Here is a 15,686-nt window from a genome sequence, read left to right as displayed (position 1 = left end):
CGTCGCTGCAACCAGGACATCGCTGAGAACGGAAGGAAACAGTATGGGCAGGAAAGTCGGGGTCGTGGGTATGGGCTATGTGGGGCTCACACTTACCGCCGCGCTCGCCGACAAGGGCCACACGGTGTACGGCGCGGACGTGTCGCCGACGGTTCTGGCGTCGCTGTCCCGTGGTCGGCCGCACATCTTCGAGCCCGGCGTCGAGGAGATCTTCGCCGCCCGCATCGGCCGGGACATCCAGGTGGGCACCGAACTGCCCCGGGACACCGTCGACGTGGCGGTGATCAGTGTGTCGACGCCGGTCGACGACATCACCCGTCGGCCGAACCTGGCGAACCTGGCCGCCGCCGCCCGGGCGGTCGCCGCCACCTGCCGGCCGGACACCCTGGTCGTGGTCCGCAGCACCGTGCCGGTCGGCGCCAGCCGCCGGGTGGTACTGCCCGAGTTGCGGGCCGCCTGGGGCGAGCGGGTCCGGCTGGTGATGGCACCGGAACGGACCATCCAGGGCCAGGCGCTGCGCGAGCTGGTCGAGCTGCCCCAGGTGGTCGGCGGCCTGGATGCCGAGAGCCTGGCCGCCGGGGTCGAGTTCTTCACCGGGCTGGCCCAGACCATCGTGCCGGTCAGCGGGCTGGAGACCGCCGAGTTGGTGAAGCTCTCCAACAACTGCCACACCGACCTGATCTACTCCTTCGGCAACGAGATCGCGCTGATCGCCGAGCGACACGGCCTCGATCCGCTGGAGGTGATCAGGGCGGCGAACGTCGACTACCCGCGCCCGGATCTTGCCAAGCCCGGGTACGTCGGAGGTGGCTGCCTCTCCAAGGACCCGTACATCATGATCGACAGCGCGGGTGAGCGGCGGCCGTTCCTGGTCGGCAAGGCCCGGGAACTCAACGAGTACCTGCCGATCCACGTGGGAGAGACCGTGGTCCGGATGCTCGTCGAGGCCCGCGGCGGCAGCCTGGGGAGCCGCCTGGCGGTGCTCGGCTGGGCGTACAAGGGTTGGCCGCCCACCGACGACATGCGTGGCACGCCGATCGCCACCATGATGCGGGTCTTCTCCGCCGCCGGGGTCACCGTTCTCGGGCACGACCCGATGGTCACCGACGACGTGATCCGGCAGTACGGCGGCGAGCCGATCAGTCTGGACAAGGCGTTCACCGACGTCGACGGCGTACTGATCATCAACGACCACCCGGACTACCGGGCGATCCGGATCTCGGAGGTACTCGACGAGGTCCGACCGGCGTTCGTCTACGACTCGTGGCGGGTGCTGGACGCCGACGCGGTGACCGGGGCGGGAATCCGCTACGCGGGTCTCGGCTACCTTCCGCCCGCCCCCACCCCCGCCGCCGCACCGGCCGCCTCCGACGCGGGGGCGGTGCCGGCATGAGGGCGCTGCTGCTCGGCGGGGCTGGTTTCATCGGCCTGCACCTCGCCCGCCGGCTGGTGGCCGAGGGTCATCAGGTGACGATCGTGGACGACTTCTCACGCGGTCGCGACGACGCCGACCTCGACCGCCTCCGGAAGGACCCGGCGGTCCGGGTGGTCTCCGGAGACCTGACCGCACCGCAGACCTGGGCCGCCCTGCCACCGGGCTGGGACCAGATCTACCTGCTCGCCGCCGTCGTCGGCGTCCGCAACGTAGCGCAGGACCCGGCCCGGGTGGTCCGGGTCAACACCTTCGCCGCGTTGCACCTGCTCGACTGGGTCACCCCCGGCGAACGGGTGTTCTTCGCCTCCACCAGCGAGGTCTACGCCGGGGGCGTGACCGCCGGAGTGGTCCCGGTACCGACGTCCGAGACCGTACCGACCATGATCTCCGACATCACGGAACCCCGGTTCGCGTACGCGGTCAGCAAGCTGCTCGGCGAAGCCGCCTTCCTGCACACGGCCCGCGCCCGAGGTTTCGAGACGGTGGTCGGCCGCTTCCACAACGTGTACGGGCCACGGATGGGCACCGATCACGTCATCCCGGAGATGTCCCTGCGCGCCATGCGAGAGGTGGACCCGTTCCCGGTCCCCGGCGCCGACCAGTTCCGGGCGTTCTGCCATGTCGACGACGCGGTCGAGGCCATGCTGCGGCTGATGTCCACCCCGGCCGCCAGCGGCCAGATCGTGCACATCGGCAACGACCGCGAGGAGACCAACATCGGTGACCTGGCCAAACTCGTCCTGCGAGTGGCCGGGGTGAGCCCCGCCATCGAGGCGCAGCCGGCGCCGTCCGGTTCGGTCGCCCGCCGCTGCCCGGACCTGTCCCGGCTCCGTGAACTGACCGACTACGAACCCACCGTCAGCCTGGAAGAGGGCGTGCGCAGCACGTTCGCCTGGTACCGCGAGCACGGGTGGCCGCGATGAACCGACGCCCGATCTGCTTCTACTACGGCGACGGACGGCTGGACGACCTCACCGGATATCTGCGGGTGGTGCTCCAGCCGGACTTCTACCAGCCCGCCGAGCTGCGCTACCTCGCGGGGCAGAACGTCCAGACCCTCGGCTACCTGTCGCTGTCGGAGGACCAGGGACCGCCAGCGCCCTGGCAGCGCCAGGAGCGCAACCCGGACTGGGGTGGCGCGTTCGTCCACGTCGGGCACCCGCTCTGGGTGGCGCACGTGGTCGGGGCGGCCAAGGAGGCCATCGCCCGCGGCTTCGCCGGGCTCTTCCTGGACACCCTCAACGTGGAGCTGACCTACCCGGAGGACGTACCGCACCTGCTCACCCTGGTGGCTGCGATCCGGGAGGAAGCGAACCCGGCGTACCTGCTGGCCAACCGGGGCTTCGGCATGCTGCCCCGGCTGGCCGAGATCATCGACGGCATCGTCTTCGAGTCGTTCTCGGCCCGGTGGACCGAGGACGGCTACTACGCCCCGTGGCCGCCCGACGTACTGGAGTTCCACGCCCAGATCGCCGAGCAACTGCTGCAACTGGAACTGGACCTCTACAGCCTCGACTACGCCGACAGCCCGGGGCTGGCCGACTTCGCCGAACGCCGGGCCCGCCAGTTCGGCCTCCAGTCCTTCGTCGGCGACCGCGCCCTGTCCCGTACCTGACGCTGCCCGCTCCGCCCTCCCCCGCCGCGCTGTGGCTGATCCGCGTGTGTCGGCCGCTTCCCACCACGCGGGGCGGTCCCGGCCCGGCGGGGAGCCGGGGCGGGCGATCGTGCCCGGACCGGTGCGGGCACTGCGGCTCATGGCCGAGGACCCGTCCCTGCCCGCGGTGGAGTCGGGCTCGGCGCTCCCGACCATCGAGGATTCGTGTCGTTCGACGGGATGCTGGGATCCCGGGTCAGCCCTTCACCGCGCCCGCGGTGAGTCCTTCGGTCAGGAAACGCTGCCCGAAGGCGTACATGATGACCACGGGGATGCTGACGAGCAGCGACGCCGCGGCGAGCTGCCCCTGCGGCACGACGTCTCCGATGATCATCGACTGCATCCCGACGGGAAGGGTCTTGTACTCGTCCTTGGTGATGAACACGAAGGCGAAGAGAAACTCGTTCCAGGCGTTGGTCAGGGTGAACAGCGCGACCGCCAGCAGTCCCGGTTTGGCCAGCGGCAGCACCACCCGGCGGAACGCCTGGAGGCGGGTGCAGCCGTCGACCAGCGCGGCCTCCTCCAGCTCGACGGGGATCGACGAGAAGTATCCGACCAGCAGCCAGGTGGCGAACGGAAGTGTGAAGGTCGGGTACGTCACCACCAGGGACCACAGCGAGTCGGTGAGCCGCATCCCGATGAGTAGCTGGTACAGCGGGATGAACAGCAGCGCGCCCGGCATCACGTAGGTGATCAGCACCGTGACGGTGAAACTCTGCGCCCCACGGAACCGCAGCCGGGCCAGGGCGTAGCCGGCCAGCGCAGCACAGACCAGTGCCGCCGCGGTGGACGCCGCCGACACCAGCACCGTGTTCAGGTACCAGCGGCCGAAGGGTTTGGTGGCGAAGAGGTCGGCGAACTGCTGCAGAGTCCAGGGCGTCGGCCACAGGTCGTGGTCGCGCATGACGATCTGGCCCTCGGACTTGAAGGCCGTGACGGCGATCCAGTACAGCGGGGCCAGGACGAACAGGAGCAACCCGGCCAGCGCCACACCGGACGCCAGGTTCGACACCAGGGACGACGCCCGGCGACGTCCCCAGTTCTGGAGCGCCGAGACGACCCGGCCGACCACCGCCACGACCAGCAGGATCACCCCGAGGACCAGGGCCGCCTTCCAGACGATGTGTGGCGACGCCAAGGCCAGCAGAGCGGTGAACGCCAGGGCGACCGCCCACGGCAGCCCCTTCCGCGCCTTCCGCGCCGTCCGCACCGCCCGAGCCCGTCTGGGCAGCTCGGTGCCGGCGTCCCGGCGCAACAACCGGACCAGGACGAAAACCAGCCCGCCGATCACCGGCAGCATCACGAGGGTGACCGCTGCCCCCGCGCCGTACTGCAGTTGCAGGATCGCCTTCGAGTAGGCGACCAGCACGTACGGGGTGGTCGCGTTGCCCGGGCCACCCTGCGTCAGCAGCCAGATGAGGTCGAAGTTGTTGAACGTCCAGATCGACGACAGGGTCACCGTTACGGTGATCACGTGACGCAGTCCGGGGAGCGTCACGTGGGCGAAGCGCTGCCACACTGAGGCGCCGTCGACCGTCGCCGCCTCGTACTGCTCTGCCGGGATCGCCTTCAGGCCGGCGAGGAACGCGACGGTGAAGAACGGCACCCCCTTCCACACGTTGACGAGGATCACCGACGGCATGGCCAGCGACGCGTCGGACAGCCAGCCGGCAGGCCAGCTGTCGACCAGGTGCGCGCTTGCCAGCAGCGGGCCGATCCCCGACTCGGTGAGCAGCATGTTGACACTGCCGAAGATCGGGTCGAACAGCGCGCGCCAACTGAATGCCGTGACCACCGTCGGCACCACCCACGGCAACAGCAGCAGCCCGGCCAACACGGCCCGCCCACGGCGCAGATGGTGCAGCAGCAGGGCCGCGGACAACCCCAGCACCACCTTGAACACCTCGGCGTACGCGGTGAAGACGAACGAGTTCAGCACGCCTGCGCGGAACTGCTCGTCGCCGGCCAGGGCGACGTAGTTGGCCAGGCCGACGAAGACGCTCTCCTGCCCGTGCCGCTCCGTCGTGCTCGTGACGACCGACCAGGCGATCGGCACGAGCACGAGCCCGCCGACCAGTACGGCCATGGGCGCCAGGAACAGTGCCGCCAGTCGCCAGTCACGACCCAGTCGCCGCTGGACAGCGGTGAGAGAGCCGTGCCCCGGCGGCAAGGATGCCCTCGCCGCCGGGGCCGGTGCCGGGCGGACCGATGTCACTGCGGCAGCCCCTGCTGGATGAAGATCTGCACCATCTTGGCGTGGGCGGCCTGCACGGCCCGCGCGGGCGGCGTGCCCTGGATGACCTGCTGCATCATGTCGGTGAGGACGTAGGCCCCGACGGCGGCCTGCTGGCCCGCGCTGGCCTTCTGCGGGAAGTTGAGGCCGTTCTTCGTGGTCAGCGGCAGCGACTGCTCGGTGATCCTGCGCATGATCGGGAAGGCCGGGTCGCCACTGGTGAAGAAGGGGTCGGCGTCCCAGACCTTCTCCCAGGCGGGCAGCGCCAGGCCGGGCGCCTCCTTCGCCACCCCGAGCAGCGCGGGCGCACTGACCAGGTACTGCGCCAGGAGCTTGGCGAGTGCGGCGTTCTTGGCGCCCTTGAAGATGACGAAGGCCTGGGACTGGCCGAGCAGCAGGGGGTTGTCGGTGGCTGGCCCGATGCAGTCGGCGAAGACATGGGTGTTGTCGTAGACGGGATTCTTCTTCGTCTTGGAGTCGGCGTAGACGCTGAACTGGTTGCGGGTGTAGCCAAGGATCCCGGCGAGCCAGTTCTCGTTGTTGCTGGAATCGGTCCAGGCGGCCACCCCGGGCGGCAGCATCGGCTTGTACCTGGGGTTGGTGTAGATGTCGCCCAGGAAGGTCACCGCCTGTACCGTCTCGGGCGAGTCGAAGGTGACCTTCCTGCCGTCGTTGGAGGCGATCGCACCGCCGTAGGAGTTGATCAGTGCCTCGATGAGGCCGTTGGCGTCACCGGACCGGTTCACCGTCATGCCCCAGCCGAACCGACGCTTGGACGGATCGGAGATGGCCAGGCACAGGTCTCGCAGCTCCTCCCAGGTGTAGATGTCCTTGGGAGTGATGCCCTTGTCCTGCATCCAGTCCTTGCGCAGGAAGGATCCGATACCGATGAAGTGGTAGGGGATGGCGAACCACTTGCCGTCGAAGACACAGAAGTTCTTGGACTCGGCGGTCGGCTCGCCGTACCTGGCCGTCAGCGCCTGAACGACGTCCGTCACGTCCTCCAGGTCGCCCAGCGCCTGGAACTGGGCGACGAACCGCGAGTCGGTCATGAACGCCAGGTCCCGCGCGACGCCACCCTTGACCTCGGCGTCGATCTTGGCCACCACATCACCGGCGTCGGCCTGGACCAGACTGTTATCGATCTTCGTACCGGTGGTGTCGGCGAACTTCTTGATCGAGCTGTCGAGCGCCGCGTTCGCCGACTCGGAGTAAAGCTTCTGCGACAGCATCCCCATCGAGGAGCCCTTCAGGGATGCCGCAGCATCGACCAGCTCCTTCGGGACCTCGGCCTGCACCCGGGGGGTCGACGGCGAGCCGCCCCCGCACGCGGCCAGACCGGCCGCGCCGAGCAGCCCCACCCCCGTTCCCAGAAAGCCGCGTCGGGACCACAACGGGTTGTCCTCCATGGCCATTGCCTCCTTCGTCTCAGCTCACCGCTACACGTCGAAGGGGGCCGAGATGCCTGCCGCCTCCCCTGTGGACGTCCGCATAACCCGCACCCAGGAGACGGATCGCCCGATCGAGCGGTCGCAACCCGCCTCTGCCGCGCAGTCAATCGGAAAGGTGCGCGGCGCGACCTTCCCCCGACCTGCCCCGACACACGCGCCGCCGGCCCGGGACGTCGGCCTGCTCGGCGGTGCGCTCACCTTACACATTCCGGAAAGTCGCGCCTAGAGGTAGAACGCAGATCAATGCCATTTGTTACCATCAATCACCTCGACCGAGGTGGTGACGCGACTTTCGGGCCCTGCCATTGAGGACGGTCGCGCCCTCCGTTGTGCCGCCGGTGTCTGTCGACGGGGATTGCCGCGTCCGTCGGCCCGTTGACGAGAAGGGCCTCGCGCTCCCGGCGGCCCGGCGGGCGGGCGCTCCCGGCGGCCCGGCGGGCGGCGCTCGGCTGGCCGGCGTCGAGGATCCGGCGGACCGAGAGCGTGTACCTGGAACCGGTCGTCGAAGGTCGGCGAACCTCGTCGCCCGCCCGGCATCGGCGGGCGGACGACGAGGGTGTCACGAGAGTGGACGATCAGATCCCGCTACGGAGCGCCGTCATCAGCGTCGGGCCCGTGCTGGACGGACGCGGGCCGCCCGTCCAGCACGGGTGGTGCTCAGGTGGCGGTGCACACCGGGCTCAGGCCGGTGGCCGTCCCGACGCCCTGGAAGCCGAACTCGGTGGACTGGCCGGCGTTCACCGACCCGTTGTAGCTGACGTTACTGAACTGCACGGTGCCGCTGGAGCCGCTGCGGTTGGCGTTCCAGGCGTTGGTCACGGTGACCCCGGACGGCAGGGTGAGCTGGACGCTCCACCCGCTGATCGGCGCGGCGCCGGCGGTGACCCGCACGGTGGCGACGAAGCCACCGGTCCAGGAGTTCAGCGAGACCGTCGCCGAGCACCCGGTGGTCGGGTTCGGCGGAGTGGTCGGGTTCGGCGGAGTGGTCGGCGGCGGAGTGGTCGGGGGCGGAGTCGTCGGGCCGACCGGTGGCGTGGTCGGCGGGACGGAGGGCGTCACCGGCGGCGTGGTCGGCGGCGGCGTCGAGTTCCGGCCCTTGTTCAGCTCGTCGAGGACCGCGTGGTAGGCGGCCTTCTTCTGGTAGTTCCCGTTGCTGCCGGTGAAGAGCAGGCCCCGCTCCGAGGAGCGCCACGACTCGCTGTCGGCAATGCCCCAGACGGTGATGCCGGTGCACTTCGCGACGTTCAGGCAGGCCCGGACGACCTTGCGGTAGTTCTCCGCCTGGCCCGTGCCGATGTCGTTGTTGCTCAGGTCGTCGTCGATGTCCAGCTCGCTGATGTGCACCTCGACGCCGAGGTCGGCGAAGCGCTGGATGTTGGCTTGCAGGTCGTCGGTGATGATGCTGTTCGGGTTGTCGTTGAAGTGCGCCTGGAACCCGACGCAGTCGATGTACTGCCGGTAGTTGCGGACGATGTCGTACAGTGCGTTGGCCTTGCGGTTCGGGGTACCGCCCTGGACGGTCAGGCCCTCGACGTCATAGTCGTTGATGCAGAGCTTGGTGGTCAGCCCGCCGGCCTGCACGACCTGCTTCGCCCGGATGAACGAGTCCCGGATGACGTCGGTGTCGCCGGAGTCGAAGAAGTCACCGTCGCCGTTCGCGTCCCGGTTCATGGTGTGCGGCCACTGGTTCCGGCGCCGGCCGGTGTTGTTGTCCTCCAGCGCCTCGTTGACGACATCCCAGTACGCGATCCTGCTGCCCCAGCGGTTGATGGCGTTGCCGATGAAGGTGTTCAGCGTCGCCTGGCTGGCACCCTGCAGCGCGCCGGCCTGCGAGTGCCACACCAACGTGTGGCCGCGAACCAGCATGTTGTTGGCCTGGGCGTGGTTGACCAGGTTGTCGGCGCCGCTGGTGTTCTGCAGCCCGCCGCTCGAGGTGGCGATCCTGTCCGGCTTCATGTCGTTCTCGGGTGTCAGTTGGTTGAACTCCTGACCGACGATCGAGTGGAGCCGGTTGGGTGAGGCGGCGACGCCGAAGAACAGCCCGGCCTTGGCCGCCGCGGCCCGCAGCGTGGTCTCGGCCGCAGCGGCCGGGTCCATGGACTGGACCGTCACAGCGCCGCCTGTCAGCAACAACACGGCGGCCGGCAGAGCTATCCGAGTAATCTTCTTACGCTGTCTCAGGCCGCTGGTCACCGGACCTCCTTGATGCTTGACGTCAACAATTGACGCGTATGCATGCCTCAGAAGGATCAGTATCGATACCGGCCGGCCACACTGTCAACGGCTTCCGGAAACGTTCCGGAAGCCGACCGGATGCCGGCAAGCCGGCGGACGCAGGTCGGTGCAGGTAGGAGAGGGGAACGACCCGAGCCGTCGGGATCGGACCGGAGGACCGATCCTCGATCGCGTCCACCGTCGACCCACCGGTACCGAAACATTCGCCCGTGCGACTTCGGCGGAATGTCGGGGCGATCGGGGCGTCCCAGTTCTCTGGAGCGATCTGCGGACGCCCCGATCCTGGGTCAGTTGGCGGACTACGTTGGCCCGGTGCCCCTGAGCCGATCGGTCCGGCGCCGTCGTCCGTTGTCGCCGGCTTCGCCAGCCGGTCGGCGGAGTCGGCACCCGGCTCCGGCCCGGAGAGAAGGACGAGGGCATCCCCGGGCTCCGGGCGAGTTTCGGCACCCGCCGGGGTCATCCGCGCGTCGGGGCGGCCCGTCGATCCGGGCCGCCCCGACCACGGCGCGACTATCCGCGCCGGCTCACTTCCAGGCGAAGTTCCCCTGCGGGTCCCTCCAGCCGGTCACGTACACCGGTGGGCTGATGTAGCGCCAGATCTTCTGTGACGCGCCCGCGGTGGCCTTTCTCGGATCGATCCGCTGCTTGTTCACCCGGTTCCTGCGGTTGCCGCCGATCGTGGTGATCGTGCCGTCCTTGTGCACCTTGGTCACGAACTCCACGTGCCCGTCCGCTCCGGGCTTCCCGAACACCACGATGTCGCCGGGACGTGGATCTCGGTGTTTACCGTCGTTCCGGCCCCAGTTCGTCGCCCACGCCGCCCCTTTGGGTAGGTCCTTGGGATTCACGCCGGCCTTGACCAGCACCCAGGTGGCGAAGACCCCGCACCAGGCCGTTCTGGCGTCGGCGTTCTCGAACCAGGAGCCGAACTTCTCGTTGTAGAGCTTCTTGCCGAGCATCTTGCGAAGCTCCTTGAAGTACTTGTCGAACTCGGACTCGGGGATCTTGTCGAGACCGCCGTACTTCTTGGCGAGCTTCTGCGACCGCTTCCACTCCGCCTCAGCGATCTTGACAATCCGCTCCCGCATCTCCTTGTCCCGCACCCCGACCAGGCGCGGGTCCGGCTTGCGCTCCTTCGGCTCCCTCGGCTTCTTCGGCTTCGGCTTCTCCTTCGCGTTGGCCAGCAACCCGTCCGGGTCGGTGAACGTGACCGGGCTGTTGTTCGCGTACGCGTACCCGTGCAGCTGTTGAGGATCGTCGGTGTCGATCAGCGGGTCGACGGACACGAACCGCCCGATGTCCGGGTCGTACTCGCGGGCTCCCAGCTGTACCAGCCCGGTGCCGTCGACGGTCCCGCCGACGAAGCCCCGCTCACCCGGCCAGCCCGGCGGCACCGGGCCGCGCGGGTTGCCGAACGGCAGCAGGTACCGGCGGGTGACCTGCGAGGTGGCGGCGTCGATGGCCAGCTGCCCGGTGCCGTGATGGTCCGGCACCAGCCAGGTCAGCTTTCCGGTGGTACGGACCGCGACGGCCCGCTCGCCGAAGGCGTAGTACCGGGTACCGGTCACCGTCGTCGCGCCGGCCGCCAACCGCAGCTCGGTGTCACCCAGGTAGACGGTGGTGCCGCCCGGGTCACGCCGGATCAACCGGGCGCCATCCGCGTCGTACAGGTAGGAGGTGTCCGCCTTCCCGTTCTCGGTGACCGAGCCGAGCTGCCCCTGCACGTCCCAGGTCAACTGCTGCGCCACCCCGTCGACCGTCCGGACCGTGGTGTTGCCGTCGGCGTCGTGGGCGTAGGTGTCGGTGCGGGAGCCGCCCGGCCCGGTGGTGGTCACCGATCGCACCGTGTGCGGCTGCGGGCTGCCGGCGGCCGGATAGGTGTAGGAGCGGACCGTGTCGCCGCCGGCCGAGCGGAAGGTCTCCGAGGTGCGGTTGCCGACGTTGTCGTAGCGGTACGAATGCCAGTACAGCGCCGGCCCGCCGAGGGAGGCCACGCTGGGCGGCGTGCCGCAGTCCCCGGACGCCGGGGTCCAGGCCTCGGTGAGCCGGCGCAGGTAGTCGGAGCGGAAGCACTGGGTGTCGGCCACCGCCGTGTCCGCGATCCGGGTCACGTTGCCGCTCGCGTCGTAGCTGTAGCCGACCGACGACACCGTGGTCTCGGTGCCACCCGCCTTCGTCCGGGTCACCGCGCTGGCCTGCCGCCGGGTATCGGTCTCGTAGCCGAACTCCCGGGTCACCTGCACCGGCGCGGCACCCAGCGACAGCGCTCGCAGCTCCCCAAGCTCGGTGTATGCCGTCGAGGCGACCAGCGTCGTGCTCGACGTGTCCAGCGTGGTCGGCAGGCTCAGCACGCCCGCCCCGTACCCGTGCCGCAGCGTTTCCGCCGGCAGGTCGCCAGCACCCGGCAGGTGGGTCGCGGTGACCTGCCCGCCCGCGTTGTACTCGAACCGGGTCTCGTACCGCCCGGCGAGCGCCCCCTCTGCGGCCGGGAGCACCAACGCGTTCCCGGTGGGCCGACCTGCCCCGTCGTACCCGAGCACCTCGGTGCGGTACGCGTGGCCGCCCGCGTGCCGGGTCGCCCCCGCGACCAGTCCCCGGCCGCCCGGTGCGGTGTCGTAGCTCCACTCGGCCAGCTTCGCCCCGCCGGTCGAACCCTCGTACGTGCCGGTCTTGCGGCCCAGCGCGTCGTAGGTGTGCGCCAGGGTTCGGCCCCGCCCGTCGGTGGTCGAGGTGACCCGACCCTCGTGGTCGTAGCTGGACGTGCTGGTGCCGGTGTCCGGATCCTCCGTACGGGTCTTGCGCCCGCGCAGGTCGTACGAGTTCCGCCAGACGTTGCCGGCCGGGTCGGTCACCGTGGCCAGGTTCCCGGCCTTGTCGTAGCCGTACCGGGTCACCTCGTACAGCCCGGTCGGGGCGCCGCCGACGAACTGGTGCAGCTCCACCACCCGGTGCAGTCCGTCGTAGACCTCACGGGTAGCGGTCTGGCCGGCGGGCGGGTCGACCGCCATCCAGTTCCCGCCGTACGTGGTCGTGGTGCGCCACCTCTCCACCCCGTTGCTCAGGAAGATCTCGGCCGTCTCGCGGTTCGCCCCGTCGTAGAGGAACCGGGTCAGGGCCGGGATCGACGAGTCCGGTACGTCGAGCAGGGTCCCGCCCGGACCGGCCTGGTTGTTCCAGTACGGACCGCTGGTGCGGTCCACCCGGCCGTGCGCGTCGTACCGGGTGTCGACCACGATCCGCCCGCCGGCCGGTGACGGGGACTGCGTCTGCCGTTCCCGCAAGAGCCCGTCGTGCAACGTGAAGCTGCTGCGGTAGCCGCTGCCGCCGGGTAGCAGCGCGCGGGTCTCCACCACCGACGGCCCGGTGTTGCGGATCGTGTACCCGAACTCCACGGTCGGGGTCTGGCTGGCCCGGTCCCGGCCCGGACCCCAGGCCCGCAGCACCCGCCCCAGCGCGTCGTGGGCGGTCTCGACCACCCGGTTGTTCTGGTCCACCGTGCGTACCGCCACCCCGAGCAGCGGGTGGAAGTTCGTCGTGGTGACGTGCCCGAGCGGATTGGTGACGGTCAGCACGGTCGGCGGCGCGCCGGTCGCCGGGCCGTACGTGGACATGGTCCGGTTGCCCAACGCGTCGAACTTCTCGACGATCCGCCCGTGCGCGTCCCGCACCATCCGCTCGGTCACCACGTAGACCGGCGCCCCACCGCTGTGACCGGTCGCCTCCTCGACCCGGGTGACGTCTCCGCTGCTGGGCGTGGCACCCCACACGGTCGATCCGTCGAAGTAGAACCGACGGTCGGAGACCAGGTCGGCCGGGTAGCTGGGGGTGGCGTCGCAGGACACCCCCACGGTCTCCACCCGGGCCTGCGCGTTGAGCACCCAGGCGGACAGGTTGTCGAGGTAGGTGGCCCGGTTGCACACGTCGTCCCCGGCCACCGCGACGTCGCCCAGATCGTTGGTGCGGATCAGCCGGCCGTAGCTGTCGTAGTCGTTGCGGACCTCGGTGGTCCGGGTCGCCCCGGAGAGCGTGGTCACCGTCTGCGCCACCTTCTCGCCGATCAGGTGTGCCTCCAGCGCGCCGTGCGGCCGGACCCGGGTGGCCGTGCGTCGGATCTGCATCGGCTCGGACAGGGTGGTCTCGACGGCCGCACCGGTGGCCACCGCGAACGCCGTCTTCTCCCGGGCGAAGCCGCGCCAGTACGGCTGGTCGTTCACGACGCCGCCGCGTGAGTCGGCCACCCGGACGGTCTTGGTCGTGCCGTCGAGGTTCGGGTCGCCGTGCATGCCGCGCAGGAACAGGTGCTCGGTCAGGGTCTGGGTGCCCGATCCCGGGCTGCCGGTGCGGACCCGCACCTTCTCGTACCCGCGCCACTGGTTCCAGGTCCGGTCGGCGGTCGGCGTGGCGTCCGAGTCGTCGTACCGCCAGGCGGCCCCACCGACGTACTCGTATTCGGTGACCTGGTCCGGGTTGCCGCCCACCAGGTCGCGCTCGGTCACCCCGGCCACCAGGTACTTGTAGAACACGTCGGGACCGCCGTACGGCGACGGGAGGTCACTGTGCGGGTAGCAGCGGCTCACGTTGCGGTCCGGGGCGAGGTACGGCTCGACGCCGCACTGCGCGGACGAGTACCGCACCTCGGTCCGGCCACCGGTCTCGTTGTTGATCGCCGCGACCCGCCACTTGTAGAGGCTGGGGAAATCCTGGTTGGAGTTGTGCCGGTTGGCCAGCGCCACGCCGGCGAAGGTCACCTCGGGCAGGGCGATCGTCCCGTCCACCTGCCCGGTACGGGTGATGCCGTTGAGCCACAGCGACCGGCTGGCGTCGCCCTCCTCGCCCCACGGCTCCGACGACGGGTACGGGTCGGGATAGGAGTGGCGCAGGGTCCACGAGTCCACCCGCGCGTAACCGCCGCCGGTCTGCACCTCGGTGGCGACCGAGGCGAGCCGCTTGCCGCTCCAGAACGTCGGCTCCCAGTAGTACGTGCAGGAGCTGACGCAGCTCTGGTCCCACGGGGTGTCCGGCCAGTTCTTCCAGTTGGCCGGGTTCGCCGGGTCGCACGCGGTGCCGGTGGTCCGGCAGCGGTCGGCCACGGTGTAGACGATCCGGGCCGGGGCCGGGCGGGTGTAGATCGAGTCGGCCCGCTGGCCGTAGTCCACCCGGGCCAGGTAGCCACCCCGGGTGTACGGCGTGGTCTCGCCGAAGTACGGCATACCGTTCCAGCGCCCGTAGGAGTTGGTTTCCTTCTGGTAGTGGTACGAGATCACGTCGCCGTGCCGGTCGACGACGTAGTCCAGGTTCCACCGGTACGCCTGGTGGCACCAGGAGGTGGCCGGGTTGCTGGTGCGGCACGGCTCGTCCGGGTGGTTGCCGAAGACCGGGACGGTCCAGGCGGACTGCGTCTCGGTCTGCCCGCCGGTCCAGCCGGGTAGCCGATTCAGGCCGAAGTAGTACTGGGTGCCCTCGGGCGAGGTCAGCCGCCAGTGCTCACCGTCGTTGTCACCGTTGTTGGCGCCGGTGAGCAACTCGACTCGCCAGCCGTTGTCCTCCTGCGCCCGCCACGTGCCGGTGACATCGTCCCGGACCAGTTCCCCGCCCACCCCGTCGAAGACCGAGGTGGCGTTCTGCGACACCCAGCACTGGTCGAGGGTGCCCGCGTTGCCGCCGCTGTCCTTCTGACACTGCCGGTACGAGCGCTGGATGTAGCCGGGCGCGAGGTCGAAGCCCTCACCGACCCAGGACGGCTGGTTGTTCGACGAGCCCATCCGGCCGTCCACGCCGCCCGACGAGTAGGTAAGGGACAGCTCAGGCTCCGGGCCCGGCACCTGCGGCGCCTTCATCCCGTACGACCAGGTGAATTCACCGGACTGCAATCCGACCTGCCATCGGGCGGACGGGGCCAGTTCGGTCGCGGCGAACGAACCGGTGCTGCCGGACGGGGCGGCCATCACCGCGTACAGGGCGCTGCCGGTGGCCGGCACCTCCACCTCGGCCCGCAGCCGGCTGTCCCGGAACCGGTTGCGGGTGGTCACCTCGGCCGCGCCGGTCGCGCAGCTGGCCGACAGCGCGCAGTCGGGCAGCCGGACCAGGCGCAGCCGGGCGGCGAACTCGCCGCCGACCGCCGCCCGGAAGGCGGAATAGTCCACCTCCAGCGCCACCCGGGCGGGCTTGGTCCCCGCAGCCGGGTCCGCGCGGCCGAGCCGGATCAGCATGCCGGTGATGCCGAGTCGCCGCGGCTGGTCCGGGGCGAGCACCTCGACCCTGGTACGGACGCTCTCCGGTCCCGCCGCGCCGAGCCAGATCGGCAGGTCACCGGCGCGGCTGGACGCTGCCGCGACGCCCGCACCACCTCTGGCCGGCGTGGTCACCTCCGCGGTGCCCGGCGCCGGCCAGACGGCGACCGGGGCGGGTCCGGCCGCGGCTCGTTCCGCCGGGTCCGGCGGCACCGGCTTGCGGGCCACCGGCGTACCGGCGACCGAGAGCGCCGCCGGCGCGACGGCACGCGCCTCGTTGCCGGCGGCCGGCGCACCCCGGGCGGGTACGTTCCCGGACAGCAGCAGGGCGAGTGCCGTACCGCCGATCAGTGCGGCTCTTGCACGTACCCGTGCCGTCCCGTCCATCTCGAACCCCCGACCATGCATCGACACACATCAGTGGTCGTCGAATGGTAGCGACGGGTCC

At 70.1% G+C, this 15,686-nt stretch carries 7 protein-coding genes; 3 read left to right on the top strand and 4 right to left on the bottom strand.

Going from position 1 to position 15,686, the window contains the following annotated elements; translation table 11 throughout:
- Nucleotides 1-43: 43 nt before the first annotated feature.
- From ABNF97_RS27645 to ABNF97_RS27635, 3 genes are read left to right on the top strand one after another with little or no spacing between them, the layout of a single operon-like run.
- Nucleotides 44-1,393, top strand: a complete 1,350-nt coding sequence (locus ABNF97_RS27645; RefSeq protein ID WP_130463384.1) for a nucleotide sugar dehydrogenase — start codon at nt 44-46, stop codon at nt 1,391-1,393.
- Nucleotides 1,390-2,358 (top strand): NAD-dependent epimerase/dehydratase family protein, encoded by a 969-nt coding sequence (locus ABNF97_RS27640; RefSeq protein WP_349340323.1) that lies wholly within the window; start codon nt 1,390-1,392, stop codon nt 2,356-2,358. Before ABNF97_RS27645 ends, ABNF97_RS27640 begins: the two co-directional genes overlap by 4 nt.
- The gene (locus ABNF97_RS27635) at nt 2,355-3,050 is read left to right on the top strand and encodes a putative glycoside hydrolase (RefSeq protein WP_130463386.1); all 696 of its coding nucleotides are present in this window, start codon (nt 2,355-2,357) and stop codon (nt 3,048-3,050) included. Before ABNF97_RS27640 ends, ABNF97_RS27635 begins: the two co-directional genes overlap by 4 nt.
- Before the next feature lie 235 nt (nt 3,051-3,285).
- Here ABNF97_RS27635 and ABNF97_RS27630 read toward each other — a convergent pair whose 3' ends face one another.
- From ABNF97_RS27630 to ABNF97_RS27615, 4 genes are all read right to left on the bottom strand, one after another.
- On the bottom strand, nt 3,286-5,175 hold the full coding sequence (locus ABNF97_RS27630; protein ID WP_349340322.1) for an ABC transporter permease: 1,890 nt from the start codon (nt 5,173-5,175) through the stop codon (nt 3,286-3,288).
- A 125-nt stretch (nt 5,176-5,300) separates the two neighbouring features.
- Nucleotides 5,301-6,731, bottom strand: a complete 1,431-nt coding sequence (locus ABNF97_RS27625) for an extracellular solute-binding protein (protein WP_349340321.1) — start codon at nt 6,729-6,731, stop codon at nt 5,301-5,303.
- Between the two features lie 699 nt (nt 6,732-7,430).
- On the bottom strand, nt 7,431-8,885 hold the full coding sequence (locus ABNF97_RS27620; protein ID WP_349340320.1) for an endo-1,4-beta-xylanase: 1,455 nt from the start codon (nt 8,883-8,885) through the stop codon (nt 7,431-7,433).
- Between the two features lie 647 nt (nt 8,886-9,532).
- Nucleotides 9,533-15,625: an RHS repeat-associated core domain-containing protein gene (locus ABNF97_RS27615; RefSeq protein ID WP_349340319.1), complete on the bottom strand. Its 6,093-nt coding sequence runs from the start codon at nt 15,623-15,625 to the stop codon at nt 9,533-9,535.
- Between the last annotated feature and the right edge of the window lie 61 nt (nt 15,626-15,686).

Origin of the sequence: Plantactinospora sp. B6F1 (assembly GCF_040120695.1) — a bacterium.
In the GTDB taxonomy this organism is placed as follows: domain Bacteria; phylum Actinomycetota; class Actinomycetes; order Mycobacteriales; family Micromonosporaceae; genus Plantactinospora.
The sequence above is the reverse complement of the archived record's forward strand: the minus strand, read 5'-3'. Positions and strand labels throughout refer to the sequence as shown.

Coding starts and splice junctions, on each gene's coding strand:
- ABNF97_RS27625 (WP_349340321.1), bottom strand. CDS start 6,731: ATGGAGGACAACCCGTTGTGGTCCCGACGCGGCTTTCTGGGAACGGGG.
- ABNF97_RS27640 (WP_349340323.1), top strand. CDS start 1,390: ATGAGGGCGCTGCTGCTCGGCGGGGCTGGTTTCATCGGCCTGCACCTC.
- ABNF97_RS27635 (WP_130463386.1), top strand. CDS start 2,355: ATGAACCGACGCCCGATCTGCTTCTACTACGGCGACGGACGGCTGGAC.
- ABNF97_RS27645 (WP_130463384.1), top strand. CDS start 44: ATGGGCAGGAAAGTCGGGGTCGTGGGTATGGGCTATGTGGGGCTCACA.
- ABNF97_RS27630 (WP_349340322.1), bottom strand. CDS start 5,175: ATGGCCGTACTGGTCGGCGGGCTCGTGCTCGTGCCGATCGCCTGGTCG.
- ABNF97_RS27615 (WP_349340319.1), bottom strand. CDS start 15,625: ATGGACGGGACGGCACGGGTACGTGCAAGAGCCGCACTGATCGGCGGT.